The sequence below is a fragment of the Pseudomonas sp. MPR-R2A5 genome (genome assembly GCF_058793055.1).
Genome location: NZ_JBXAFK010000008.1, coordinates 36,860 through 61,318, shown reverse-complemented (window position 1 = coordinate 61,318; position 24,459 = coordinate 36,860). Strand labels below are relative to the sequence as shown.

Annotated in this window: 22 protein-coding genes; 14 read left to right on the top strand and 8 right to left on the bottom strand. The window is 62.1% G+C overall.

All coding sequences use genetic code 11. The features are described from left to right. Positions 1 to 325 precede the first annotated feature (325 nt). From AC1Q6I_RS08575 to dacB, 7 genes are all read left to right on the top strand, one after another. Positions 326 to 1,141, top strand: a complete 816-nt coding sequence (locus AC1Q6I_RS08575) for a response regulator (protein WP_102625657.1) — start codon at positions 326 to 328, stop codon at positions 1,139 to 1,141. Between the two features lie 192 nt (positions 1,142 to 1,333). After that, the gene (locus AC1Q6I_RS08570) at positions 1,334 to 1,969 is read left to right on the top strand and encodes a response regulator (protein ID WP_024073586.1); all 636 of its coding nucleotides are present in this window, start codon (positions 1,334 to 1,336) and stop codon (positions 1,967 to 1,969) included. A 483-nt stretch (positions 1,970 to 2,452) separates the two neighbouring features. Further along, positions 2,453 to 2,923, top strand: coding sequence for a nuclear transport factor 2 family protein (locus tag AC1Q6I_RS08565; protein ID WP_069075309.1), 471 nt, complete (start codon positions 2,453 to 2,455; stop codon positions 2,921 to 2,923). A 37-nt stretch (positions 2,924 to 2,960) separates the two neighbouring features. Further along, entirely contained in the window at positions 2,961 to 3,236 is a 276-nt protein-coding gene (locus AC1Q6I_RS08560; protein WP_102625761.1) for a GIY-YIG nuclease family protein, read from the top strand. Between the two features lie 76 nt (positions 3,237 to 3,312). Continuing rightward, entirely contained in the window at positions 3,313 to 4,248 is a 936-nt protein-coding gene (locus tag AC1Q6I_RS08555) for a glutathione S-transferase family protein (RefSeq protein WP_102625762.1), read from the top strand. Between the two features lie 110 nt (positions 4,249 to 4,358). Further along, positions 4,359 to 6,776: a TonB-dependent siderophore receptor gene (locus tag AC1Q6I_RS08550; RefSeq protein ID WP_102625763.1), complete on the top strand. Its 2,418-nt coding sequence runs from the start codon at positions 4,359 to 4,361 to the stop codon at positions 6,774 to 6,776. A gap of 476 nt (positions 6,777 to 7,252) precedes the next feature. Further along, complete coding sequence (dacB, locus tag AC1Q6I_RS08545) at positions 7,253 to 8,698, top strand: D-alanyl-D-alanine carboxypeptidase/D-alanyl-D-alanine endopeptidase (RefSeq protein ID WP_102625284.1); 1,446 nt, start codon at positions 7,253 to 7,255, stop codon at positions 8,696 to 8,698. A 1-nt stretch (position 8,699) separates the two neighbouring features. Here dacB and AC1Q6I_RS08540 read toward each other — a convergent pair whose 3' ends face one another. Continuing rightward, positions 8,700 to 9,479 carry an IclR family transcriptional regulator gene (locus tag AC1Q6I_RS08540; RefSeq protein ID WP_102625275.1) on the bottom strand — a complete coding sequence of 260 codons (780 nt, stop codon included), beginning with the start codon at positions 9,477 to 9,479 and terminating at the stop codon, positions 8,700 to 8,702. A 119-nt stretch (positions 9,480 to 9,598) separates the two neighbouring features. Between AC1Q6I_RS08540 and hmgA the strand changes: the two genes are divergently transcribed. The 3 genes from hmgA to maiA are packed head-to-tail and all read left to right on the top strand — an operon-like array spanning position 9,599 to position 12,820. Further along, positions 9,599 to 10,882 (top strand): homogentisate 1,2-dioxygenase, encoded by a 1,284-nt coding sequence (hmgA, locus tag AC1Q6I_RS08535; protein ID WP_024073593.1) that lies wholly within the window; start codon positions 9,599 to 9,601, stop codon positions 10,880 to 10,882. 3 nt (positions 10,883 to 10,885) lie between these two features. After that, positions 10,886 to 12,172: a fumarylacetoacetase gene (gene fahA / locus AC1Q6I_RS08530; protein WP_102625276.1), complete on the top strand. Its 1,287-nt coding sequence runs from the start codon at positions 10,886 to 10,888 to the stop codon at positions 12,170 to 12,172. A gap of 12 nt (positions 12,173 to 12,184) precedes the next feature. Next, a complete protein-coding gene (gene maiA / locus AC1Q6I_RS08525; RefSeq protein WP_102625277.1) occupies positions 12,185 to 12,820 on the top strand; it encodes a maleylacetoacetate isomerase in 636 nt (211 codons plus the stop codon). 429 nt (positions 12,821 to 13,249) lie between these two features. Here the strand turns inward: maiA and AC1Q6I_RS08520 are convergent, their stop codons facing one another. After that, on the bottom strand, positions 13,250 to 14,053 hold the full coding sequence (locus AC1Q6I_RS08520; protein ID WP_069075328.1) for a SirB1 family protein: 804 nt from the start codon (positions 14,051 to 14,053) through the stop codon (positions 13,250 to 13,252). 185 nt (positions 14,054 to 14,238) lie between these two features. On the opposite strand from AC1Q6I_RS08520, the gene AC1Q6I_RS08515 reads away from it, so the two are divergent. Further along, a complete protein-coding gene (locus AC1Q6I_RS08515; protein ID WP_024073597.1) occupies positions 14,239 to 15,258 on the top strand; it encodes a Leu/Phe/Val dehydrogenase in 1,020 nt (339 codons plus the stop codon). Positions 15,259 to 15,312: 54 nt separating this feature from the next. On the opposite strand, the gene AC1Q6I_RS08510 is transcribed toward AC1Q6I_RS08515, so the two are convergent. Then, positions 15,313 to 15,573 carry a YebG family protein gene (locus AC1Q6I_RS08510; RefSeq protein ID WP_003171979.1) on the bottom strand — a complete coding sequence of 87 codons (261 nt, stop codon included), beginning with the start codon at positions 15,571 to 15,573 and terminating at the stop codon, positions 15,313 to 15,315. A 343-nt stretch (positions 15,574 to 15,916) separates the two neighbouring features. On the opposite strand from AC1Q6I_RS08510, the gene AC1Q6I_RS08505 reads away from it, so the two are divergent. Continuing rightward, positions 15,917 to 16,405 (top strand): phosphate-starvation-inducible protein PsiE, encoded by a 489-nt coding sequence (locus AC1Q6I_RS08505; RefSeq protein WP_024073598.1) that lies wholly within the window; start codon positions 15,917 to 15,919, stop codon positions 16,403 to 16,405. Here AC1Q6I_RS08505 and AC1Q6I_RS08500 read toward each other — a convergent pair. Further along, positions 16,402 to 16,719: a DUF3509 domain-containing protein gene (locus AC1Q6I_RS08500; protein ID WP_024073599.1), complete on the bottom strand. Its 318-nt coding sequence runs from the start codon at positions 16,717 to 16,719 to the stop codon at positions 16,402 to 16,404. The two genes, AC1Q6I_RS08505 and AC1Q6I_RS08500, sit on opposite strands and share 4 nt — an antisense overlap. 634 nt (positions 16,720 to 17,353) lie before the next feature. Here AC1Q6I_RS08500 and AC1Q6I_RS08495 point away from each other — a divergent pair. Beyond that, positions 17,354 to 17,764: an HPF/RaiA family ribosome-associated protein gene (locus AC1Q6I_RS08495; protein WP_102625278.1), complete on the top strand. Its 411-nt coding sequence runs from the start codon at positions 17,354 to 17,356 to the stop codon at positions 17,762 to 17,764. A gap of 52 nt (positions 17,765 to 17,816) precedes the next feature. Here the strand turns inward: AC1Q6I_RS08495 and AC1Q6I_RS08490 are convergent, their stop codons facing one another. Beyond that, positions 17,817 to 19,328, bottom strand: coding sequence for an MFS transporter (locus AC1Q6I_RS08490; RefSeq protein ID WP_069075326.1), 1,512 nt, complete (start codon positions 19,326 to 19,328; stop codon positions 17,817 to 17,819). Positions 19,329 to 19,433: 105 nt separating this feature from the next. On the opposite strand from AC1Q6I_RS08490, the gene AC1Q6I_RS08485 reads away from it, so the two are divergent. Continuing rightward, a complete protein-coding gene (locus tag AC1Q6I_RS08485; protein WP_024073602.1) occupies positions 19,434 to 20,345 on the top strand; it encodes a LysR family transcriptional regulator in 912 nt (303 codons plus the stop codon). Positions 20,346 to 20,584: 239 nt separating this feature from the next. On the opposite strand, the gene fecA is transcribed toward AC1Q6I_RS08485, so the two are convergent. The 3 genes from fecA to AC1Q6I_RS08470 form a co-directional block, all read right to left on the bottom strand. Further along, positions 20,585 to 22,924 carry a TonB-dependent Fe(3+) dicitrate receptor FecA gene (gene fecA / locus AC1Q6I_RS08480; RefSeq protein WP_102625279.1) on the bottom strand — a complete coding sequence of 780 codons (2,340 nt, stop codon included), beginning with the start codon at positions 22,922 to 22,924 and terminating at the stop codon, positions 20,585 to 20,587. A 90-nt stretch (positions 22,925 to 23,014) separates the two neighbouring features. Continuing rightward, complete coding sequence (locus AC1Q6I_RS08475) at positions 23,015 to 23,956, bottom strand: FecR domain-containing protein (protein ID WP_024073604.1); 942 nt, start codon at positions 23,954 to 23,956, stop codon at positions 23,015 to 23,017. Then, entirely contained in the window at positions 23,953 to 24,441 is a 489-nt protein-coding gene (locus AC1Q6I_RS08470) for a sigma-70 family RNA polymerase sigma factor (RefSeq protein ID WP_024073605.1), read from the bottom strand. Before AC1Q6I_RS08470 ends, AC1Q6I_RS08475 begins: the two co-directional genes overlap by 4 nt. Positions 24,442 to 24,459: the final 18 nt, after the last annotated feature.

The following is a 24,459-nucleotide window of genomic DNA, read 5'->3' as shown; positions in this document are numbered from 1 at the left end:
CCCTCTCCGTGGGATGCGGCGCAATTTATCGGTCGTCGGTGTTGGCGCAAATACAACAATTACGAGAGTGAGTGGATCTTGCGCACGTGCAATAACTGATGTCGGAACGGGCTTGTCTATGTGTAGGTTTTATTAACTTTTCGTAGTTGTTGTATCGCCGGCACGCCTCGCTTCAAATATTTTCTTCCCTCTGATTAGTAAAAAAGATTCTCAACAGGATGGCTCGCCTTGCCGATATAGGCGTGCGGGCCACTGCCGCCGATCTATGCCTGTTTTGTAGGGGCGTTCCATCCAGGCCCGCGCATTGCGGTAAGTCGAGGTAGTCATGTCATCGGACATTCGCCCAGTCGACGGCGCTGGGGATGATCCGCTGCCGTCAAATGCCTCGCCTGCCCATTGGCAGGATTGCACAGTGCTGGTAGTCGACGACCATCCTGCCTATCGCATGATGATGAGCGCGATGCTGCAGCAGTTGGGGTTGGGCTGCGAGACCTGCGGTGATGGCCAGGCCGCGCTTGCCGCGCTCGATGGGCAACCGTTCGACCTGATCCTCACGGACTGCCAGATGCCGGTCATGAATGGTTATGCCTTGGCCCATGAAGTGCGCCGTCGAGAGCGTGAGTCGATGGCCGAGCCCGTACCGATCGTTGCCTTGACCTCCAACCTTGGGCCGAATGAAGTCCACCAATGCCTGGACGCGGGCATCAATGCCTGGCTGATCAAGCCCCTGACGTTCGGTCAACTGCGCAATGTCTTGCTGTATTGGTTGGCGGACGGCACCCCACTGGTGACAGACGTGCCGCGCACCCGAGAAGAGGATTGGCCGACGCGCGCCAGGCTGGTGCAACTGTTTGGTAGTGCGCAAGTGCTGGATGGGATGCTGGCCAGCCTGGTGCAGGAGGTACGCCAGGATTTGCAAGCCTTGTCCCATGCCATGGCGCATGTGGATGCGGACCAGACAGCACAGCACTTGCACCGCCTGATCGGAAGCGTGGCGTTCCTGGGGGGCACTCCGCTGGAGGCGCGCGGCATCCAGTTGATCAGCGCCGTGACGCGTGATGGGGTGGCGTTGCATGCCAGGGCGTTGTTTGGGTTACGGCAAGACTTGGTTCGTTATGTGGAATATCTGAAAGCTCTTTAGTGTTGATGTGTAGGACTTTTATTAAGGTTTGCGTAGGTTTTTTCTGTAGCCGTGTTCTTTTTGTTTTGTAGGTGAAAATCTTGCTCTCATAGATTGCTGGGCCACCTGCTGCTACTGCTGTTTTTGCCGGTTGTTGCGGGTTGCATCCGGCGCTATTTTTGCCCGAATCAAGTTGCCATCATGGTGGTTCTAATGCTTCGAGTAATTATTGCCGACGACCATCCGATTGTACGTATCGGCCAAAAAGTGGTGATTGAAGCCAACGGTCGCTGCAAAGTGGTGGGCGAGGCCGACGGGCCCGATCAATTGCTGGCGCTGATCGACAGCACACCCTGCGATATCGTGGTGACTGATTTCGCCATGCCGGGTAACCAGCAGGCCGATGGTTATAGCCTGCTGAGCCTGATGCATCGCAAGCACCCCGAGCTCCCGGTGATTCTGGTCACCATGTTCGCCAACGTCGCGACATTGCGCACGTCCTTCGCCCACGGCGCCCGGGCCATCATTGCTAAAAGTGCATCGGCCAGGGAGTTGCCTCAAGCCATTCAATCGATCAGCACCGGCAAGACGTTCATCAGCGAATGCCTGCGTCAGCAACTGGTGGAGGCGGGTACCGGGGATCAGCAAGCCGTGCCGCAATTGTCCGGCAAGGAGCGCGAGGTGGTGCGCATGCTCGCCAGCGGCATGACCGTCAGCCAGATCGCCGCGCGGGTCAACCGGAGTATCTCGACGATCAGCAAGCAGAAAAGCACCGCGATGAACCGGTTGTGTATTTCCACTGACGTGGATTTGTTCGCCTACGCCCGCAGCAGTGGGATGGTGCCCTGATGCCAGCCAGTTAAGAGATAGAACGGACAAATCCCGTGGCGAGCGGGCTAGCTGTGGCGAGCGGGCTTGCCCCGCGTTGGGCTGCGAAGCAGCCCCACTAAGATCACCGCGCTGTTTCAGATGGACTGCGGCCTGAGGTTTTGGGGCTGCTGCGCAGCCCAACGCGGGGCAAGCCCTAATGCCGTTCAGTTAAGCGTACATCGCCTTCTTGTAGGAGCGAGCTTGCTCGCGAAAAACGTCAACGATCACGCGTGTTTCCTGAATCAACGCGGCGCCTGTGAGTTCTTCGCGAGCAAGCTCGCTCCTACAAAAAAGCCTTAACTGAACGGCATTAGGGCAAGCCCGCTCGCCACAGTTACAGTGTTCCTCCTTGACTGACTGGCATTAAGCAAGCCCACTCATTTGCACAGTGAATGACAGTAGCCTTGGCGGCGCGACCGGCTTATCGTGCGTCAACTCTTCTGACGCCAAAGGACCCCGCCCATGAGTGATGCCCATAACGCCCTGATCACCGAGTTCTACAGCGCCTTCCAGCGCCTGGATGCCGAAGCCATGGCCGCCTGCTACACCGACGATGTGGTCTTCAGCGACCCGGCGTTCGGCGAGTTACGCGGGCGTGATGCCGGGGATATGTGGCGCATGCTCACCACGCGGGCCAAGGACTTTTCCCTGACGTTCGACCATGTGCGCAGCGATGAGCGCACCGGCAGCGCGCATTGGGTGGCGACTTACCTGTTCAGCGCGACCGGCAATACCGTGGTCAACGACATCGGCGCGCGGTTTGTGTTTCGCGACGGCAAGATCTGCGAGCACCACGACCATTTCGACCTGTGGCGTTGGTCGCGCCAGGCCCTGGGCCTCAAGGGGCTGTTGCTGGGCTGGTCGCCGGCATTGAAAAACGCGGTGCGTGCCCAAGCGCTCAAAGGCTTGAAGGCATTCCAGGCCGGTCGTTGATAAGATCAGCGCTCTTCTGGTTTGCCGAAATCGATTCATGATGACTCCCACTCAAGCCAAACCCTGGTTCGTGTACCTGGTGCGTGCCGCCAATGGCTCACTCTATTGCGGCATCAGCAACGACCCGGTGCGCCGCTTTGCTTCTCATCAAAGCGGCAAGGGCGCGCGGTTCTTTTTGTCCAGCCCCGCCGTGGCGTTGGTCTACACCGAGCAGTGCGCGAGCAAGGGCGAGGCGCTGCGCCAGGAACGGCTGATCAAGAAGCTGAAAAAAAGTGCCAAGGAGTGCCTGGCCGCGAGTGGTTCATTGATTTGAGTGATGGGTTCCCATCGTCCCCACGTACGGTTTTGCGGGCTAAGCTAGCGGTTCATTCCATTGAGCGGAGCCTGGCATGTCTGAGTTGATCCTGCACCACTACCCGCAGTCCCCCTTTGCTGAAAAAGCCCGCCTGCTCCTGGGGTTCAAGGGGTTGTCGTGGCGCTCGGTGCTTATCTCGCCGGTGATGCCCAAGCCTGATCTGACCGCCTTGACCGGGGGCTATCGCAAGACGCCGGTGTTGCAGGTCGGCGCCGATATTTACTGCGACACCGCCTTGATCGCCCGCCGCCTGGAGCAGGAAAAAGTGGCACCGACGCTGTTTCCCCAGGGCCTGGAACTGGTCACCCAGGGCTTTGCGGCCTGGGCGGATTCGGTGGTATTCGCCCATGCCGTGGCGCTGGTGTTCCAGCCTGAATCCCTGGCGGTCAAGTTTGCCAAGGTGCCGCCGCACCTGCTCCAGGTGCTGGTGGACGACCGCAGCAAACTGTTCAGCGGTGGCAGTGCGGCGCGGGTGTCCTTGGAGGTGGCCTTGCATCAATGGCCGGCGCTGGCCGGTCGCATTGAGCAGCAGTTGCAGCACTCGGTGGGGGATTTCCTGTTCGGTGAGCCTTCGATTGCCGACTTCGCCCTGGCCCATCCGCTGTGGTTCCTCAAAGGCTCGACGGTGACGGCGCCGCTGGTGGATACGTACCCCGCTGTCGCGGCCTGGCTGGAGCGGGTGCTGAGCGTTGGTCATGGCACCGCCAGTGAGATGACTGCCGAGCACGCCTTGGAGGTGGCGCGAAACGCCACGCCAGCCGCGCTGCCCGATGAACTGTTCGACGACCTGAATGGTTTCAAGGCCGGGCAGCCGGTGACGATCAGCGCCACGGATTATGGCGTTGACCCGGTGGCCGGCGAGCTGCGGTTTGTCGGGCGCGAAGAGCTGATCCTGCGGCGTACCGATGAACGCGCTGGCACCGTGCATGTGCATTTCCCACGCATGGGTTTCCGCATTCAGGCGCAATAAATAAAAAATATCTGCAAATAAATGTGAGGTTTTTCGACAGCCCATCCGTGTAGTGCTTGAAACTGCGATCTATTCGCATTAACAGCGTTTTCTACACGGGTTCTCACAGCATGAAGTCGACGGCGGGCGGTTGGGTAAAACAGTGGCTGGGAGCCTCGGTATTGACGGTGTCTGGGCTGGCATTGCTGCCCTTGAGCGTGGCGCAGGCGCAGGAGCAGCAAAGCGCTCAGTTCAACTTTGCCCAGGCCGCCAAGCCGCTGCCCCAGGCGCTGAGCGATTTCAGCCGGGTGACCGGCATCAGCGTGATCTACACCGATGAAGCCCCCTATGGTCTCAACGCCCCGGCGGTCAGTGGGCCGATGAGCGCCACCCAGGCCCTGCAACGCTTGCTGGGCGGCTCCGGCTTGACCTTCCGCCAGATCGACGCGCGCACCCTGGCCCTGGAACCGCTGCCCACCGACGGTGCGGTGAACCTCGGCGCGACCACCATCAGCGGTGTCGGCCAGGCCCAGGACAGCACCAGCTACCAGCCTCCGCCCACCAGTTCGGTGATGCGCTCCCATGCTTTGCTGCTGGAAACCCCGCAGACCGTCAACGTCGTACCCGCCCAAGTATTGCGCGACCAGACCCCGCGCAACCTGGATGACGCCCTGGCCAATATCAGCGGCATCACCCAGGCCAACACCCTGGCCAGCACCCAGGACGCGGTAATGCTGCGTGGCTTTGGCGACAACCGTAACGGCTCGATCATGCAAGACGGCATGCCGGTGGTGCAGGGCCGCGCGCTGAACGCCACGGCAGAACGCGTTGAAGTGCTCAAGGGGCCATCGTCGCTGCTGTACGGCATCCAAGACCCGGGCGGCGTGGTCAATATCGTCAGCAAAAAGCCCGAGCTGAGCCAATCCACCGCTCTGACCGTGCGCGGTTCCACCTTTGGCGATGGCAAGAACGGCAGCGGTGGCAACCTCGATACCACCGGCCCCATCGGTGATTCGGGCCTCGCTTATCGCTTGATCGTCGACCATGAAGACGAAGACTACTGGCGCAACTTCGGCACCCACCGCGAATCGCTGGTGGCGCCGTCCCTGGCCTGGTACGGCGACACCACCAAGCTGCTGTTCGCCTATGAGCACCGTGAATTCCTCTCGCCGTTCGACCGTGGCACCGCGATCGACAAGTCCAACCACCCACTGGACATCCCCTCCACGCGGCGCCTGGACGAACCGTTCAACAACATGGAGGGCCGTTCCGACCTGTACCGTTTCGAGGCCGACCACGACCTCAACGACGACTGGAAGGCGCATTTCGGCTACAGCTGGAACCGTGAAACCTACGACGCCAGCCAAGTGCGCGTCAGCGCGGTGAATGACAATGGCACCCTGACCCGCAGAATGGACGGCACCCGGGGCGCGATCACCACCGACCGTTTCACCACGGCCAGCCTGGAAGGCAAGGTGAACGTGCTGGGCATGCAGCATGACCTGGTGTTCGGCCTGGATGACGAATACCGCAAGATCTACCGCGCCGACCTGATCCGCCAGAACTCGCGCGGCACGTTCAACTACAACAACCCGGTGTATGGCAACGAAGTTGCGGGCACCACCGTCAGCGCCGCCGACAGTGCCCAGACCGACCTGTTGCGCAGCGACTCGCTGTTCTTCCAGGACGCCATTCACCTGACCGACCAGTGGATTCTGGTGGGCGGTGTGCGCTACCAGATGTATGACCAATACGCCGGCAAGGGCGTGCCGTTCAAGGCCAACACCGATGGCAATGGCCAGGCCTGGGTGCCGCGGGCCGGCCTGGTGTATCGCTACACTGATGAGCTGTCGTTCTACGGCAGCTACACCGAGTCGTTCAAACCCAACTCCACCATCGCCGCCTTGGCCGATGGCAGCACGTTGACCGGCGACCTCACGCCGGAGGAATCCAAGTCCTGGGAACTGGGGGCCAAGCTCGACATACCTGGGCGCGTGACCGCCAGCGTGGCGTTGTTCAACATCGACAAGCGCAATGTGCTGGTGTCGGTGGGCTCCGGTGCCAACACGATCTACAGCATTGCCGGGCAAGTGCGTTCCCGTGGCCTGGAACTGGACGCCAGCGGCCAGTTGACCGACAAGTGGAGCCTGATCGGCAGCTATGCCTTCACCGACGCCGAAGACGTCAAGGACAACGACCCGACGCTGCAAGGCAACCGCCTGCAAAACGTGGCCAGGCACACCGGTTCGTTGTCGGTGGCCTATGACTTCGGCACTATTTTCGGTGGCGACCAGTTGCGGGTGGGGACCGGAGCGCGCTACGTCGGCGAGCGCGCAGGCGATGCCGCCAACGACTTCGATTTGCCGGGCTACACCGTGGCCGACGCGTTTGCCACCTATGACACCAAGATCGACGGGCAGAAGGTCAAGTTCCAGTTCAACGTGAAGAACCTGTTCGACCGCACCTACTACACCTCGGCGGCCAGCCGCTACTTCGTGTCGATAGGTGATGCGCGGCAGGTGTCGGTGTCCAGCACCCTGGAGTTCTAAAGCCTGGCGGGTTTGTTGGGGTTAGCAGGCTTGTTATGGCTAGCAGGCTTGTTGTGGCAAGCGGGCTTGTTGTGGCGAGCGGGCTTGCCCTAATGCCATTCAGTTAAGCGTACATCGCCTTCTGTAGGAGCGAGGGGGACGCCTAGTTCTTGCTCGCGAAAAACGTCAACGATAACGCGTGTTTCCTGAATGAACGCGGCGCCTGTGAGTTCTTCGCGAGCAAGCTCGCTCCTACAAAAAAGCCTTAACTGAACGGCATTAGGGCTTGCCCCGCGTTGGGCTGCGAAGCAGCCCAAAAACTCAGCCCCGGAGCTGACTGACACACTGCAGCGCTCTTATTGGGGCGGCTTCGCCACCCAACGCGGGGCAAGCCCGCTCGCCACAACAAGCCAACTCGCCACGACAGGCCCGCTCGCCACAGGAGTACGGAGCTGTTAGCGTTGCGGCCACTAATGGCTTTGCGGAACACAGTACTGATGCACTTTGGGCGATGGCTACACCTGCTGTACGTGAGTTTTTTACTGGGGGGCTGTGCGAGTGTTTCGCCGCCTTCCACACCATCAACACTCGATCACCTGCTGGCCGATCCTGCCCTGAACGGCTCCACGGTTTCCGTCATGGTGCGCGATGCCCGCAGCGGCACCACGCTTTACCAGCACAACCCGCGCACGCGCTTGGTTCCCGCGTCCAACCTCAAGCTGCTGACCACGGCGGCGGCGATGGACGTGCTCGGGCCGGACTACCGGTTTTCCACGCAACTGTTGAGCGACGGCCGCCACCAGGGCGAGCGCCTGATCGGCAACCTGTACCTGCGTGGCCTGGGTGACCCGACAACGCAGTTCGCCGACTACCAGGTCCTGGCCGCGCAGTTGGCCAGCCAAGGTGTGCGTCAGGTGTCGGGTGACTTGGTGTTCGATGACACCTGGTTCGATACCGAGCGCCTCGGCGTCGACTGGGCCCAGGACGACGAAAGCACCTACTACGGTGCGCAGATTTCGGCGCTGACGGTGTCACCCGATACGGATTTTGATGCTGGCACTTTGCTGGTCACCGCCAAGGCGCCGCTCAGTGCCGGCCAGCCGGTGAGTGTGTCGATCAGCCCGGCCACCGACTATGTGCAACTCAGCAATCGTGCGGTGAGCGGCGCGGGCAACAACTACGCCATCACTCGCCAGCACGGCACCAACCTGCTGCAACTCAGCGGTGCACTGGCGCCGGGAAAGCAAAGCCGGCAGTGGGTGAGTGTGTGGGAACCGACGCAACTGGTGGCCAATCTGTTTGAGCAGGCGCTGGCGCAGCAGGGTATCCAGGTGTTAGGCCCTCGTGTGTTCGGGGGCGTGAGCCCAGCGACGGCGACGCTGTTGGCGGAGCATCGATCGGCGCCGTTGCAAGATTTGATCACGCCGCTGCTCAAGCTTTCGAACAACAACATGTCCGAAGCTCTGCTCAAGGCCATGGGCCGCAAAACCTCCAATGCGGGCACGGCGGTGGCGGGCGTGGCGGCAGTCGCGGCGTTTATGCAGCGCCAGGGCATGGACCCGGCGACGCTCAGCCAGGTGGATGGCTCCGGTTTGTCGCGGCGCAACCTGGTGTCGGCGCAAAATCTCACCGACCTGTTGCTGGCCGCTTCGAAACAATCCTGGTTCGACGCCTGGTACAACGCCTTGCCGATTGCCGGCAATGCCGAGCGCATGACCGGCGGCAGCCTGCGTTATCGCCTGCGGGGCACCGCCGCCGAAAACAACCTGCACGCCAAGACCGGCTCCATGGGCGGTGTGTCATCACTGAGCGGATACATTACCGACAGTGAGGGACGGCGCCTGGTGTTTTCAATGATCAGCAATAACTACATCAGCGACGCAGCCCCCATCCGCACCCTCGAGAACCGCCTGGCACTTGCCCTGGCCCAGTGGCACGACTAGCTCAGGGCTGGTAGCCCATCCGCCAACTCACGGCCCGGGTCGCCGCCAGCAAGCGCTGCGCCGCCGGGCCATCTTCGTCGGCGTGGAACAGTGAGGTGGGGCCGACCACGGTCATCACTGCAGCCACCTGGCCAACCGCGTTGAACACCGGCGCCGACAATGCATCCACCCCCGGCATCAGCAGGCCATGCACAAAGTGCAGGCCGCGCTGGCGGATCTGTTCGCAGGTGAGGGCATAAGCCTGGTCGTCGGCCAGGGCATGGGCGATGCCAGCCTCGATCTCGCGTTCACGCAATTCGACGGTTTCCCGCGACGGCAGGAAGGCACTGAACACCAGCCCGGTGGACGAGCTGAGCAGCGGCAGTACCGAGCCCAGTTGCGTCACCACCGTCACGGCGCGCACCGCCGGCTCGATCTGCACCACGGTCGCGCCCTGGTTGCCCCACACCGCCAGGAAGCAGGTTTCATTCAATTCGTCGCGCAGTTCGGCCAGGGGCAGGGCGCCGACTTTCAACACGTCCATACTGCCCAGGGCGGCCAGGCCCACGCGCAAGGCTTCGCGGCCCAGGCCGTAATGGTTGGTGGCGGTGTTCTGTTCGGCAAAACCGGAGGCGATCAACGCCTGGAGATAACGGTGCACCTTGCTCGCCGGCATCTGCACATGTTCGGCCAGGCGCGACAGCGAGGTGGCGGGCGACAGTTCGGCCAGGGCCTTGAGGATATCGGTGCCCACTTCGGCCGAGCGGACTTTCTGTTTACCGGTGTCGCGGGGCTTTTCCATGGAGGGGCGGGAATCCGAGAGATGAGTGGGCGTCTTTATAGCTTGACGGTCGGCAGTGATCAAATTACGTTATGCGTAACTGGATTACGATAAAAACAACTTCCGCCAGAGGATGATCCATGAACCTCGAATACCTGTCGGGCTTCGGCAATGAATTCGCCAGCGAAGCCCTACCCGGCGCGCTGCCCGTCGGCCAGAACTCCCCGCAAAAAGCGCCCTACGGTCTCTACACCGAACTGTTTTCCGGCACGGCCTTCACCATGGTGCGCAGCGAAGCGCGCCGTACCTGGCTGTACCGCATCCAGCCGTCGGCCAACCACCCGGCGTTCGTCAAGCTGGAGCGGCAATTGGCCGGTGGCCCGCTGGGGGCGGTCACGCCCAATCGCCTGCGCTGGAACCCGCTGGAGCTGCCGAGCGAGCCGACGGATTTTATCGAGGGACTTGTCGGCATGGTCGCCAATTGCGCGTCGGAAAAACCGGCGGGCATCAGCATCTACCACTACCGCGCCAACCGATCGATGGAGCGCGTGTTCTTCAACGCCGACGGCGAGCTGTTGATCGTGCCTGAGCAGGGCCGCTTGCGCATCGCCACCGAACTGGGGGTGCTGGAGGTTGAGCCGCTGGAAATCGTCGTACTGCCGCGCGGCCTGAAGTTCCGCGTCGAATTGCTGGATGCGCAAGCGCGTGGCTACGTCGCCGAGAACCATGGCGCACCGCTGCGCCTGCCGGACCTGGGGCCGATTGGCAGCAATGGCCTGGCCAATCCCCGCGACTTCCTGAGCCCCGTCGCCCATTACGAAGACCTCAAGCAGCCCACCACCCTGGTGCAGAAATTCCTCGGTGAACTGTGGGCCTGCGAGCTGGACCACTCGCCGCTGAACGTGGTGGCCTGGCACGGTAACAATGTGCCGTACAAATACGATCTGCGTCGCTTCAACACCATCGGCACCGTGAGCTTCGATCACCCCGACCCGTCGATCTTCACCGTATTGACCTCGCCCACCAGTGTGCATGGCTTGGCCAACCTCGACTTTGTGATCTTCCCACCGCGCTGGATGGTGGCCGAGAACACCTTCCGGCCACCGTGGTTCCACCGCAACCTGATGAACGAATACATGGGCCTGATCCAGGGCGTCTACGATGCCAAGGCCGACGGTTTCCTGCCCGGCGGTGCATCGCTGCACAGCTGCATGAGCGCCCACGGCCCGGATGGCGAGACCTGCACCAAGGCCATCAATGTCGAGCTGGCGCCCCACAAGATCGATAACACCATGGCCTTTATGTTCGAGACCAGCCAAGTGCTGCGCCCGACCCAGTTCGCCCTGGAATGCCCGCAACTGCAACCCGCTTATGACGCGTGCTGGGCCTCGCTGCCCGCCACCTTCAACCCGAACCGGAGATAACCCATGACGCAACCAACGCTTGCCCGCAGCTGGGTCGCCAGTGCCAATGGTCACCGCGACTTCCCCCTGCAAAACCTGCCGCTGGGCGTGTTCAGTATCCATGGCTCGGCACCGCGCAGTGGCGTGGCGATTGGCGACTGTATTCTCGACCTGCTGGCCGTGCGCGATGCGTTTGACGGCGAAGCGCTTCGCGCCGTCGATGCCACCACCGGCGGACAGTTGAATGCCTTCTTCGAACTGGGCCGTGGCCCGCGCATGGCCCTGCGCGAGCGCCTGTTGGAATTACTGGGGGAGGGCAGCCCGCTGCAAGCGCGTGAGGCCCAAGTGCTGCACCACGCCGCCGATTGCCAGATGCACTTGCCGGCGAAGATCAACGACTACACCGACTTCTACGTCGGCATCGAGCATGCGCAGAATGTCGGCAAATTGTTCCGCCCCGACAACCCCTTGCTGCCCAACTACAAGTACGTGCCGATTGGTTATCACGGCCGCGCCTCGACCATTCGCCCCTCCGGCACCGACGTGCGTCGTCCCAAAGGCCAGACCTTGCCAGCCGGCCAGGCCGAGCCGACATTCGGTCCCTGCGCGCGCCTGGATTATGAGTTGGAGCTGGGTATCTGGATCGGCCAGGGCAATGCGATGGGCGATTCGATTGCCATTGGCGATGCGGCAGACCACATCGCCGGTTTCTGCCTGCTCAACGACTGGTCGGCGCGGGATATCCAGGCCTGGGAATACCAGCCGCTGGGGCCGTTCCTGTCCAAGAGCTTTATCACCAGCATCTCGCCCTGGGTGATCACGGCCGAAGCTCTGGAGCCGTTTCGCAAGGCACAACCGGCGCGGCCTGAGGGTGACCCGCAACCGTTGCCGTACCTATTGGATCAACGCGACCAGGCGGCGGGCGCCTTCGATATCGAACTGGAAGTGCTGCTGACCACGGCCGCGATGCGCGAACAGAACCTGCCAGCCCATCGCCTGGCCCTGAGCAACACCCTGCATATGTACTGGACCGTCGCGCAATTGGTGGCGCACCACAGCGTCAACGGCTGCCAGTTGCAGGCCGGTGACCTGTTCGGTTCGGGCACGTTGTCCGGGCCCGAAGCCGGGCAGTTCGGCAGCCTGCTGGAGATGACCGAGGGCGGTAAGAAAGGGGTCGAACTGCCTTCCGGCGAGGTGCGCCGATTCCTCGAGGACGGCGACGAAGTCATCCTGCGCGCCCGCTGCAGCCGCGAAGGCTTTGCGTCCATCGGGTTTGGCGAATGCCGTGGCACCGTGGTTGCGGCGCGCTAGGGGGGCAGGGCAATGGAACTTTATACCTACTACCGCTCCACCGCATCGTACCGGGTGCGTATTGCCCTGGCCCTCAAGGGCCTGGATTACAGCGCTGTACCGGTCAACCTGCTGGTGCCGCCTGGCGGTGCCAATCACCAGCCCGCGTACCTGGCGATCAACCCGCAAGGCCGTGTGCCGGCCTTGCGCACGGATGACGGCGAGCTGTTGATTCAATCCCTGGCGATCATCGAGTACCTGGAGGAACGTTATCTACAGGTGCCGCTGCTGGCGCAGGACCTGGCGACCCGTGCCCATGCGCGCGGGGTGGCTTCGATCATCGGCTGCGATATCCACCCGCTGCACAACTCCAGCACCCAGAACCTGCTGCGCCAGTGGGGGCATGACGAGGCTCAAGTGCTGGAATGGATCGGTCATTGGATCAGCCAGGGCCTGGCTGCCGTCGAGCAGTTGATTGGCGATCAGGGTTTTTGCTTTGGCGAGCAGCCGGGGCTGGCGGATGTGTTCTTGATCCCGCAGTTGTACGCGGCGCAGCGTTTCAAGGTCCCGCTGGCGGCATACCCGCGCATCGGGCGAGTGGCGGCGTTGGCGGAGCAACATCCGGCGTTTGTGCAGGCGCATCCGGCGAACCAACCTGATACCCCATGACGCTGGAGACTTGTATAGAGCACTGGTGGCCCCTAAATCACTGATAGCCGGCCCGATACTGCATTTACGGCGAGCAATATCACTGTGGCGAGCGGGCTTGTTGTGGCGAGCGGGCTTGTCCCGCGTTGGGCTGCGCAGCAGCCCCAAAACACAGTCTCGGAGCTGCCTGGCACACTGCAGCGCTCTTATTGGGGCTGCTGCGCAGCCCAACGCGGGGCAAGCCCTAATGTCGTTCAGTTAAGGCTTTTTTGTAGGAGCAAGCTTGCTCGCGAAGAACTCACAGGCGCCGCGTTGATTCAGGAAACACGCGTGATCGTTGACGTTTTTCGCGAGCAAGCTCGCTCCTACAGAAGGCGATGTACGCTTAACTGAACGGCATTAGGGCAAGCCCGCTCGCCACAGGACGGTGTTTTCCTGGAAAGAGGGTGTTCAATGCACCACGGAGTTGGGGGGCAGGTGCCCCAGCCGCTCGGTCAGGCGCAGGCGCTGGATCGGGTCTTCGCTGAGCAGCAGCGCATGTTCCAGGTCGAAGCGTTCGGCGCTGGGGCAGTCCAGGCGTTGGTACAGGCTGGCGCGCGCCAGGTAGTCGGCGGCGCTGGCATTGCCCAGTTCCAGCACGCGTTCGGCGTCGACCAGGGCCGCCAGCGGCTCGTCATTGGAGAGGTGCAGTTGGCGCAGGTTGCGCGACAGGCGTTGCAGGATCGAACGGGGTTCGGCGGTGTGCAGGTGGTCCGATTGCAACTTGAGGTTGGGGCCGTATTGGCGTTGCAGCAGCTCGCGGCAATCATTGGGGTAGAGGCGCCGACCGCCGCACGGATCGAGCAGGTGGTCGGCGCCGGGGACTCGCAGCAGGAAGTGGCCGGGGAAGTTGACGCCGACCATGGGAATATTCAGGCGCCGCGCCAGCTCCATCGCGATCAGGCCCATGGCCAACGGTTGCCCGCGCTTGCGTTGCAGCACCTTGTCCAGCAAGGCAGCGGCGGGGCGCAGCGGGGTGAATTCGTCCTGGGCGAACCCCAGGTCATTCATGCGCCGCAGCAGCGGTTGACCGAGCTCATCCGCCGGTAGCATGGGCATGCCCACATTCACCTGTTGTTCCAGCGAGATCAGGTCCTGCAGGATCACCAACGGCTGCACCGCCGGGTCATGTTCGGCAGCAATCCACAGCGCTGCTTCAAACAGCGCGGGGGGTGAACGTTCCAGGCAGGCGAAAAAAGCTTGGCGCGGCTTCATTGCGTTCTCCGACGGATGCCTCCGTTTTAGCCTTGCTGTGAATTTTCGTCCAGTGGCTTGAGAAGGATCCTATCTGCTTATGTCGCAGGGCCTGCAAAACCGGGCGGCTTATTCCAGTGCACTTCGGCAGTTTTCTACCGCAAGCCTATACTTGGCGACACCAGACGTGATTCGGGAGCTCGACGATGTTTGCTCTCATGCACAGCTACCGCCTTGAATCGCTGCACCTGAGCATTGACCCGGTGACGGGGTTGAAGGCGGTCATCGCCATCCACAACAGCCGCCTGGGACCCGCTTTGGGCGGCTGTCGCTACCTTGCCTACCCCGATGACGAAACGGCCGTCGCCGATGCCGCGCGCCTGGCCCAAGGCATGAGCTACAAGGCCGCCCTGGCCGGGTTGCCGGTGGGCGGCGGCACGGCCGTGATCCAGCGCCCCGCCCATGTGGAAAGCCGGGCGGCGCTGTTCGAAGCCTTCGGCCGGTGCATCGAGCAACTCAATGGCCGCTACATCACCGCCATCGACAGCGGCACGTCGGTGGCCGACATGGACTGCATTGCCCAACACACCCGCTTCGTCACCAGCACCACGGCGGCCGGCGACCCTGCGCCCCATGCTGCCATGGGGGTGTTCGCCGGCATTCGCACCACTGCCATGGCGCGCCTGGGCAGCGACAACCTTGAGGGCTTGCGCGTGGCGATCCAGGGCCTGGGCAATGTCGGGTTCGCCCTGGCTGAACAACTGCACGCCGCTGGCGCCGAACTGCTGGTCAGCGACATCGACCACGGCAAGGTGCAACTGGCCATGGAGCAGCTCGGCGCGCACCCCATTGCCAACGACGCCTTGCTCAGCACGCCCTGCGACATCCTCGCGCCCTGCGGCCTCGGCGCTGTGTTCAACCGCACCAGCGTCGGCCAACTGCGCTGCGCCGCCGTGGCCGGCTCCGCCAGCGCACAACTGACCAACCTGCAAGTGGCCGACCAGTTGGAAGGGCGCGGCATCCTCTATGCCCCGGACTACGTGATCAACTCCGGTGGCCTGATCTACGTTGCCCTCAAGCACGGCGGTGCCGAGCTGCCGACCATCACCGCACACCTGTCGAACATCGGCACGCGCTTGACCGAAATATTTGCCCACGCCCAGGCCGAAAAACGCTCCCCGGCACGGGTGGCGGACGAATTGGCCGAGCGCCTGCTCTACCAATAACCAGGCATTAAAAAGGCCCTGAACCGATGATTCAGGGCCTGTTCAATTCGGGCTTTATTCCGCCGCGGCGTTGAGCAACTCGGACAACGCGTCCGGCTGGCTCTTGAACGCCTTGGCAAATACATCGCGGTTCTTCGCCATGTAGATCCCGGCCTCTTCAACCTGCTGCTCACTCAGGGACGGCACGGCTTTTTGCAACACTTCTGCTAGCAACTCGGCGAGTTCAAGCATCTTGTCATGACGGTCAGCTTCGGCTTTATCCATGAACAAACGCTCCAGATCTCGGCTGCTGCGGTATACCACTTCGACGGCCATTCACCACCTCACATGCCTTCACGATAGTTGTCTTTTGCTACTACTGTATCTATATACAGCGAAAAGCATATGCCAAACGCGCGGGTTTGGATAGCAGGATTTTTAATGTAGCTGCTAAGTGGGAGATTGCTACAACGGAAATTTCTGACTACCTGCCGGGATTTTGCTGGAAACATCCCAGGGTTTACCGTCCTCAGTGGCCTTGATAAATCCGTTTTCGAATGACGTGCCTCATGTCACCCCGCCATCATCTCATGCCTACCCTGGCCTTTTTTCTGCATGCAGAACAACCGTCATGTCCAACCTGCATTATCCGGTCGAACCGACCTAAGGAAGTATCATCGTGAAATTCAACTGGGCCGAAAAGCTGCGCCAGAACGTCCATGGGCTGGCCGAGTCCCTGGGTAATCTGTTTGTCGAGTCGTTCCACTACCTGGCGTTGTTCGCCATTGGTGCGGTGACCGCCTGGGCGGCGGTGATGGAGTTCCTGGGGATGCTGGAGAACGGGCACATCAAGATCGATGACATCTTGCTGCTGTTCATCTACCTGGAATTGGGGGCCATGGTCGGGATTTATTTCAAGACCAACCACATGCCGGTGCGTTTCCTGATCTACGTGGCGATCACCGCGCTGACGCGCCTGTTGATCTCCAACGTGTCCCACCACAACCCGCCGGACATCGGCATCATCTACCTGTGCGGCGGGATTCTGCTGCTGGCGTTCTCGATCCTGGTGGTGCGCTATGCCTCGTCGGCGTTCCCTTCGGTGAAGGTCGAAGGCCCGCGTCGCAAGGGCGAGGCGAACCTGGAAACCGAGAAGGGCGAGCTTTAAAGCCCGATGCTGAAAGGCAGGGCACGGGTGGGCGGTCGCTGCAATAGTTTGTGACTGTCCCCGTCCGTCATCACCGCCAGGATTTCCATGGCGCTGTGGCCCTGCTCGATGGCAATGCCGAACTGGATGCTTTGCACCAGGCGTTTGAGCCGTTGCGGGTCGTTGCGTTGTTCGGCGCTGATCATGCGCTTGGCCACCACCCCCTTCTCGTTGGAGAGGGTGAGCATGATGCTGCCATCCAGCCGCTGGATGCTCAGGTTGACCCGGTATTGAGGGGTGAACGTGTCGGTGATGATCTGAAAAGGGTTGTCCATGGTGCGTTACCGCCTGATAAGAACATGCAGTCATTGACGACCGGCGTCTGGATTAGTTCGCGTTGCCTGACCACCGGCCACTCCGTCGCTGAGGTTTCACAACATCCGTTTGCCTCATCAGCCATACAGCAAGGGGCGTGCCGTACAGCGGCCTCCCAGGCGTTGAAATCAGAATGTGGGAGGGGGCTTGCTCCGGATGACGGTGGATCAGCCAATGAATACTCGGCTGAACCACCGTCAGCGCAAACAAGCCCTTCCCGCCGTTGTGCTGTGGTGTGCTGGCGTGCTGTGCGTCGTTTCAGGGCAATACCGAGAAAATGATCGCAGACAGCGCAATCAGCCCGATCACCACGACGAACACGTTCGATACTGGGGGGGATTTTTCGCGGATTGCACCCATGGGGAGAGGGGCAATTATAACGATCGCGGGGAGGTAAGAAGATGTAACTAACTCCCCACCCTACCAGCGTTTTTGCTCGTAGTCAGGGTTAATTTGTAATGTAGGATTTATCTTTGCAAAGGGCTTGAAATGTTCTTCTGAGTGCTCAATTGTGTAATCAAGAGGTCATGGTTTCACCACCCCGGTGTTGCAGTTTGTGATCTCTCGCGAGCTAGCTGAAATAAGGGAAGAACTATGCAAATCCAAGTCAATAGCGATAACCATATTGAAAGCAGCATCCGACTGGAGGAGTGGGTACGTAATACCATTGAAAGCACGCTCGAACGTTATGAAGAGGACCTGACCCGCGTTGAGGTCTACCTGCGGGATGAGAACGGCGACAAGCCCGGTCCCCACGATTTAAGTTGCCGCCTGGAAGCACGGCCAAAGGGCCATCAACCGCTTTCGGTACTGCATAAGGCCGATACCCTGGAGCAGGCGATCGACGGTGCAGCGACCAAACTGGATCATGCGTTGGAACATTTGTTCGGCAAACTGCAAGGCAAGCCCCGCGCTGCCGCTAAAAGCCAGCCAATCAACAAAGTGAATGAAGACGCGCTGGAACAGGAATTCCTGGAAAACGAAAACGCTGTCATCAACGGCTGACCGTTTTTTCATCCTCCTACAAACGGGCCTGCATCTGCAGGCCCGTTTTCGTTTAGCCGCCGCGTCGGAAAAAATACCGGCTCAGCATCGCCAACCCACCAGCCCCCAACCCGGCAAACAACATCGCCCAACCGGCGCCGTGGCGCAGGGCCGCCTGGGCATCGTTGAATGCCAGCCCCGTCGACTGCAACTTTCCTGCGGCGATGTGTTGGCTGATAGCCGGCCAATCCATTGCCGTGGTTGCAGGCAATACCTCGGCCAGTCGATGGCTGATCCCCAGCAACAGCACCAGCCCCATCAGCGCGATGTTGAGGGCCAGGGTGATCAGCCGTGCACTGAGGTCGATGCCCGAGGCCATGCCCGCCCGGTCGGCCGACACCGAACCGGTGGTGGTGTTGGTGGTGGGCGAGTTGGTCAGCGCCAGGCCCACGCCGGCGATCACGCAACTGAGCAGCACCAGCCCGATACGTGGGTGCTCGGCCGCGTTGACCGCGGCCATGGCCAGGAAGCCTGCGGCCATCAGGCCCAGGCCCAGCGGAATAATGCGTTCGGCGCCATAACGCAGGGCCAGGCGCTCGGCCAACGGCGGTACCAGCAAGGTCGGCAGGGTGTAGGCGAGCAGCGCGGCGCCGGTGGTCAAGGTGTCGTAACCCAGGCCCGCCTGGAAGTACAACGGCAAGTAGATCATGAACGGCCAGAAGCTGAAGTTCATGCCGATCGAGCCCATCAACGCGCCGTTGAAACGCTGGATGCGGAACACCGAGAAGTCGAACATCGGGTGCGCACTGCGAAGCTCGACCGTGATGAACAGCAGCAAACCGAGCCCCGACAAAGCCGCCCAGCCGAGCATGGCGGGTGTGCCGAAGCCGTGCTCGCTGCCTTGGGTGATGAAGTACACCAGGGCAAACACCGACAGGGTCAAGGTGAGCATGCCGGCGATGTCCAGGCGATGGGCGGCCGGGTCGCGGGACTCCTGCACGCTGATGCGCAGCAGCACCAAGGTGAACAGGGTGAGCGGCACATGCACGAGGAACACCCAACGCCAATCCGCCACAGCCAGGATCAATGCGCCGATCATCGGCCCGAAGCCCAGGCCCACGCCGGCAATCACCCCCCATATCGCAAAGGCCCTTGCCCGTGCCGCGGGTTCGCGGAACAGGTGCGAGAGGATGGCGAACTGGCAAATCATCATCGCACCTGCGCCGATGCCCTGGACAAACCGCGCGGTGATCAGCAGCGACGCATCCTCGGCCAGCCCACAGGCCAACGACGCCAGGCCAAACAACCACAGGCACAGCACCAGCATGCGTCGGCGCCCAAAGCGGTCAGCCAGGGTGCCGGCGGCCATCAGCACACTGGTGCAGGCCAGGGTGTAGGCGTTCATGATCCATTGGGCATCCTGGAAGCCGGTGCCCAGTTGTTGTTCCAGGGTGGGCAGGATGACCGGCACGCTGGAAATTTCCAGGCCGAACATCAGCGCGACCAGGCATACGGCGGTGAGTGCCAGGCCATTCCTGGCGGTGCGCGGTGGGCTGACGGCCGCTAACGTGGCGGTGGGTGGCATGGGATTCTCCTGTGAATGACGTGTCACGTTATTTTCAGGGGAATGTGATTCTTTATTCGTGATAAGTTTTCTTTCTATAAGGGACTCAAGGGCGACAATTGCACCATGGCCACCCCGCGTTTTGATGGCGTTGAACTGTTTCTCCAGATTGTCGAAAGCGGCAACCTGACCGAGGCCGCCGAACGGCTCAACCTCACGCGCTCGGCCGTCGGCAAAGGCCTGGCGCGCCTCGAGGCCCGCCTGGGAACCTGTCTGTTGCAACGCTCTACCCGCCGCCAGCGCCTGACCGAGGATGGCCAGGCTTACTACGAACATTGCCTGCGCGCGCTGGCCGAACTGGAGGCCGCCGAATCGGTACTGGAAAGCGGCCGGCAACAGCCGCGCGGCCGCTTGAGGGCGAGCCTGCCACTGGCGTTCGGGCACCACTACGCCGCGCCGGCACTCTGGGGCCTGATGGACCGATTTGCCGAGTTGGACATCGAGATTTCTTTCTCCGACCGGCTGATCGACGTGGCCCAGGAAGGCTTCGACCTGGCTGTGCGCATCGGCGCGCTGCCCGACACCGATCGCCTCAGCGCCCGCCGCCTGGGTGAGCAGGCCATCGGCCTTGCCGCCTCGCCGGCGTATTTGCAGCGCGTGGGGGCAATAGAGCGCATCGAGGACCTGGCCGGGCATCGCGGTATCGCCTACCGCTGCAGTGCCCCGCGCCGGGAGTGGGAGTTGAATGACGCCGAGGGTCGCTCGCACCGTGTGCGCGTCGCTTCGCCCTTGATGATGGATGACCTCCAGGCCGTGGCCGATGCCGCTATCGCCGGTGTTGGCCTGGCCTGGTTGCCGAGTTGGTTGATTGCGCACTATGTCCTGCGCGGGCAACTGGAGGCGGTCCTGCCGAGCTACCGCGACCAGCCCGCGCCGATCCATGTGATTTGGCCGACCGCCACGCATATGCCGGCGAAAACACGCTGCGCCATCGACGCCCTGGTCGCAGGCACGCCCAGTTGCCTGGCGGGCAGTTAGAGCCGGCCCATCAGGCGCGCGCATTACCAGGGTGGCGAGCGGGCTTACTGTGGCGAGCGGGCTTGCCCCGCGTTGGGCTGCGAAGCAGCCCCAAAACACAGCCCTGAAGCTACCTGGCACACTGCAGCGTTCTTATTGGGGCTGCTGCGCAGCCCAACGCGGGGCAAGCCCGCTTGCCACAACAAGCCTGCTGGCTACAACACACGCCGCTTGCCACAGGCTGTTTGTCGCTCGAGCAGTCAGAACGCGATAGACGTCTGTAGGTACACCGTGCGCGGCTCACCGATGTATTTGCCCTTGTTGTTATCGTCGAACGAGCGCGTGTAGTACTGCTTGTTGAAGATGTTCTTCACGCCCACCGCCACATTCAAATCCGACAGCTGCGGGCCGAAATCATAGGCCGCGCGGCTGCTGAACAGCATGTAGCCGGGGATGCGCCCATTGGCACCGTCGGCGGTTTCGGCCTCGGTGTTGGCGTTGTCGGCGAATTGGCTGCTCTGGTAGCTGCTGTCCACGTTGAGTTTCCACGGGCCTTCGGTGTAACCCACGCCCAGGGTGCCTTTGTGCTTGGACGAGAAGGGCACGCGGTTGCCTTTGTTCGGCCCGTCTTCACGGATGGTTGCATCGACGTAGGCGTAGCTGGCGTACACATCGAAGCCGGCCAGCGCCGGGCTCAAGCCGTCGAGGGCATAGTTGATGCTGGTCTCGATACCCTGGTGACGGGTTTGGCCACGGGCGATCACGGAATCGTTGGTCTGGTTGCTTTCGTACTGGTTGTCGAAGTTGATCAGGAACGCGCCGATTTCTGCACGCAGGCTGCCATTGTCATAACGTGTGCCGAGTTCCCAGGTGCGGGCTTTTTCCGGTTTCACTTCGCCGCTGGTCACGCGGTTAGGCATCTGGCTGTACTGCACACTGCCGAACGAGCCCTCGGTGTTGGCGTAGAGGTTCCAGTCGTCCGTCAGGTGATACAGCACATTGAGCGCCGGCAGGGCGGTGTTGTAGTCGCCTTTGTATTTGACGTTGGTCAGGTTGTTGCTTTGCTGGGACTTGATCATCTCGTAGCGAATGCCCGGGGTGATGGTCCACCGGCCGATATCAATCCGATCATCGACGAAGAATGCATTGGCTTCGGTACCGCCGCGTGTGTCGCGGTCGTTGCGGCTGTCAGTGGTGGGGATTTGCTGGTTGTTGGCGGAAATCGGTGTGCGGTAGCGCAACTCATGCCCGGCTTCGTTGATGTAGCGATAGCCCACGCCCACTTCATGGCTGGTGGGGCCCAGGTCAAAGCCTTGGGCGAGGCGGGTTTCCAGGCCGCGTACCCAATATTCGCGCGGCGACAGCGAAAGGAACGTGCCCTGGTCCAGGTAGCCGCTGCGCAGGGTCTTGGTGAAGAAGCTGTTGACGGTGAACTCGCGGCGGTCCTGCTCGTAGCGATAGCCGACGTTGAGCATCGTACGGCGGCCCCAGAATTTGTCGTAGGGGCGGGTCGACTGATACGGGTCGGCCTTGTAGTCCGCCACGTTCAAGCCCCCAGGCATGTCGGCCTGGCCTTCGTAGTACTGCGCCATGGCATTGAAGCTGTTGGCGTCGTCGAGCTGGTATTTGCCCTTGAGGATCAGGTCGTCGATGCGTGTGTTGCTGTTTTCGCGCCAGTCGCCGCCACGGGTGCCGGAGTACAGCAGCGCGCCGCCCAGGCCGTTGTCGGCGGTGCCGCCGGCCAGCAGGTTGGCGGTGCTCTTGAAGCCATCGTGGCTGGAGGAGGGGCTGGTTTCGGTCTGCAAGCCGCCTTTGACGGTGGGCGCATCCGGGATCGCACGGGTCACGAAGTTGACCACGCCGCCGACGTTCTGCGGGCCGTAGCGTACCGCCCCGCCGCCGCGCACGACGTCCACGGCGTCCATGTTGCCCAGGCTGATCGGCGCGAACGACAGTTGCGGCTGGCCATACGGCGCGAACGGCACGGGGATGCCGTCCATCAATACCGTAGAGCGCGACGCCAGGCGCGGGTTGAGGCCGCGGATGCCGAAGTTCAGCGCCATGTCGTGGCTACCGGTGCCGTTATTGTCCGGAGCGTTGACGCCGGGGATGCGGTTGAGCACGTCCCTGGCCTGGGTCGCGCCCTGGCGTTCGAATGCCTCACGGCGGATCACGTCACGCGCGCCGGGGTGTTCGAACACATTAGCTTGCGCCGCGTCGCCGAGCCAGTCGCCGACGACGGTGGACGTGCCGAGCTCCAACGTGGTCGGTGCATTGGCCGGTTGCAGGCTGTAGGCATTGTCGCCTTCGGCGCGGGCTTGCAGGCCGGTGCCTTCCAGCAGTGTTTGCAGCCCGTCGGCGGCACTGTAGTTGCCGGACAGCCCACGGCTCTGCAGGCCGGCTGTGACGTCTGAACCGAAGGAAATCAACACGCCGGCTTCGCGACCAAATTGATTGAGCGCCGCCTCCAGCGAGGCGGGCGCGATCTGATAGGTCTTGGTGTCGTCCGCCATTGCCGATGGCAGGGCGGTAAAACTGAGGCTGGCGCCTAGCAGCAGTTGGCGTAAGGTGCGGGTGAGAAGGGGCGGTTGCTGGGGCATGAAGAGCGGTCCTGAGAAGGAAGGATCAAGGGGGCTTTCCTTCTCTGTCACGCGAGCTGCGGAAAACGGCTCATGGTTGCGCGCAATACTTCAAGCGCGTGCCTGAACGGTCACCCAGTAGCGGGTAAAGCGCCGCACCTTGACCGGCAGGCTGACCTCCAGCAGATCGAGAATGCGTTCACTGTCGTCCAACGGATAGCTGCCGGACAGCAGCAGGTTGGCGACTTGCGGATCGCAATTGACCTGGCCTCGGCGGTAACGGCCCACTTCGGCGAGGAAATCTTCCAGGCGCATATGCGCGGCCACCAGCATGCCGTCGGCCCAGGCGCCACTGTTGGCGTCGGTGGGGCGTGGCGTATCCCAGCCCTTGCGGGTGAAATTCACCTGGCGCGCGGCCTCGACCGTCAGCGGCAGGCCACTGTAGCGGTTGGGCATCACCTCGACCCGGCCCGCGAACACCGCCACGTGGGTATGGTCGTTGTACTGGCGCACATTCAGGCGAGCAGCCTGGCTGCTGAGCAGGCCCTGGCCGGTGAGCACCTGCAACGGTGTGTTGCCGGCGACACCGTTCAGCAGGATCTCGCCTTCGAGCAGACGGATCAGCCGTTGCTGGCCATCGAAATGCACATCCACCGCGCTGCCGGTATTGAGCTGCAACTGGCTGCCGTCGGCCAATTGCACCTTGCGGCGTTGGCCGACGGGGCTACGGTAGTCGGCGCTCAGGGGGGGCAGGATATGTTGCTGGCGCAGGCTCCAGGCCGCAGCCGAGCCGGCACCCAGGATCAACAGCAGCTTCAGCGCCTGGCGTCGGCTGCTGGATTTCGGTGCGTTCAACGCCGCATGGGCCAGGGGCGAGGGCATGTCGCGCAGGCGCTGGTTGACGCGCTGGATGTGGTCCCATGCCCGTTGGTGTTCGCTGTGGGCATTCAACCATTGCTGCCAGGCCGCCTGCTGGCGCGGGCTGAGCGCGCCTTGCTGCATCTCCATCAACCAGTGCACGGCTTGCTCGGCGATGTGGGTCGAGAAATTCATAGGGCGAAATAGCAGCGCATGGCGGCTTTATTCAGGTGGCGTTTGACGGTGGCGATGGAGATGCCCAGTTCGGCGCCGATTTGCGCGTAGGTCAGGCCATCGAGCTGGGCCAGCAGGAATGCGCGTTTGACGCGGTTGGGCAGCCCGTCGAGCAGTTGGTCCAGTTCCAACAGGGTTTGCAGGATGATGGCGCGTTCTTCTTCCGACGGCGCGACCAGTTCCGGCATCTGTGCCAGCGTCTCGAGGTAGGCGCGCTCCAGGTCCTGGCGGCGGTAGAAGTTGAACAGCACGCGCTTGGCGATGGTGGTGAGGAAGGCGCGCGGTTCGACCAGCGTCGGGGTTTCCCGCGCGCTCAGCACGCGCACAAAGGTGTCCTGTGCCAGGTCGGCCGCGCTTTGCGGGCAGCCGAGCTTGCGTCGCAACCAGCCGGTGAGCCAGTGATGATGCTCGTGATACAGGACTTCGACGGTGTGGGACGGGCTCAACGTGAACACTCCGCAAGC

Bases quoted from the DNA above. Each gene is read 5' to 3' on its own strand.
- AC1Q6I_RS08485 (WP_024073602.1), top strand. From the start codon at position 19,434: ATGGCCACCCCGCGTTTTGATGGCGTTGAACTGTTTCTCCAGATTGTC.
- AC1Q6I_RS08515 (WP_024073597.1), top strand. From the start codon at position 14,239: ATGTTTGCTCTCATGCACAGCTACCGCCTTGAATCGCTGCACCTGAGC.
- AC1Q6I_RS08495 (WP_102625278.1), top strand. From the start codon at position 17,354: ATGCAAATCCAAGTCAATAGCGATAACCATATTGAAAGCAGCATCCGA.
- AC1Q6I_RS08500 (WP_024073599.1), bottom strand. From the start codon at position 16,719: ATGGACAACCCTTTTCAGATCATCACCGACACGTTCACCCCTCAATAC.
- AC1Q6I_RS08475 (WP_024073604.1), bottom strand. From the start codon at position 23,956: ATGAATTTCTCGACCCACATCGCCGAGCAAGCCGTGCACTGGTTGATG.
- AC1Q6I_RS08490 (WP_069075326.1), bottom strand. From the start codon at position 19,328: ATGCCACCCACCGCCACGTTAGCGGCCGTCAGCCCACCGCGCACCGCC.
- AC1Q6I_RS08570 (WP_024073586.1), top strand. From the start codon at position 1,334: ATGCTTCGAGTAATTATTGCCGACGACCATCCGATTGTACGTATCGGC.
- AC1Q6I_RS08540 (WP_102625275.1), bottom strand. From the start codon at position 9,479: ATGGAAAAGCCCCGCGACACCGGTAAACAGAAAGTCCGCTCGGCCGAA.
- maiA (WP_102625277.1), top strand. From the start codon at position 12,185: ATGGAACTTTATACCTACTACCGCTCCACCGCATCGTACCGGGTGCGT.
- fahA (WP_102625276.1), top strand. From the start codon at position 10,886: ATGACGCAACCAACGCTTGCCCGCAGCTGGGTCGCCAGTGCCAATGGT.
- AC1Q6I_RS08520 (WP_069075328.1), bottom strand. From the start codon at position 14,053: ATGAAGCCGCGCCAAGCTTTTTTCGCCTGCCTGGAACGTTCACCCCCC.
- hmgA (WP_024073593.1), top strand. From the start codon at position 9,599: ATGAACCTCGAATACCTGTCGGGCTTCGGCAATGAATTCGCCAGCGAA.
- AC1Q6I_RS08555 (WP_102625762.1), top strand. From the start codon at position 3,313: ATGTCTGAGTTGATCCTGCACCACTACCCGCAGTCCCCCTTTGCTGAA.
- AC1Q6I_RS08550 (WP_102625763.1), top strand. From the start codon at position 4,359: ATGAAGTCGACGGCGGGCGGTTGGGTAAAACAGTGGCTGGGAGCCTCG.
- AC1Q6I_RS08565 (WP_069075309.1), top strand. From the start codon at position 2,453: ATGAGTGATGCCCATAACGCCCTGATCACCGAGTTCTACAGCGCCTTC.
- AC1Q6I_RS08510 (WP_003171979.1), bottom strand. From the start codon at position 15,573: ATGGCCGTCGAAGTGGTATACCGCAGCAGCCGAGATCTGGAGCGTTTG.
- AC1Q6I_RS08575 (WP_102625657.1), top strand. From the start codon at position 326: ATGTCATCGGACATTCGCCCAGTCGACGGCGCTGGGGATGATCCGCTG.
- fecA (WP_102625279.1), bottom strand. From the start codon at position 22,924: ATGCCCCAGCAACCGCCCCTTCTCACCCGCACCTTACGCCAACTGCTG.
- dacB (WP_102625284.1), top strand. From the start codon at position 7,253: ATGCACTTTGGGCGATGGCTACACCTGCTGTACGTGAGTTTTTTACTG.
- AC1Q6I_RS08560 (WP_102625761.1), top strand. From the start codon at position 2,961: ATGATGACTCCCACTCAAGCCAAACCCTGGTTCGTGTACCTGGTGCGT.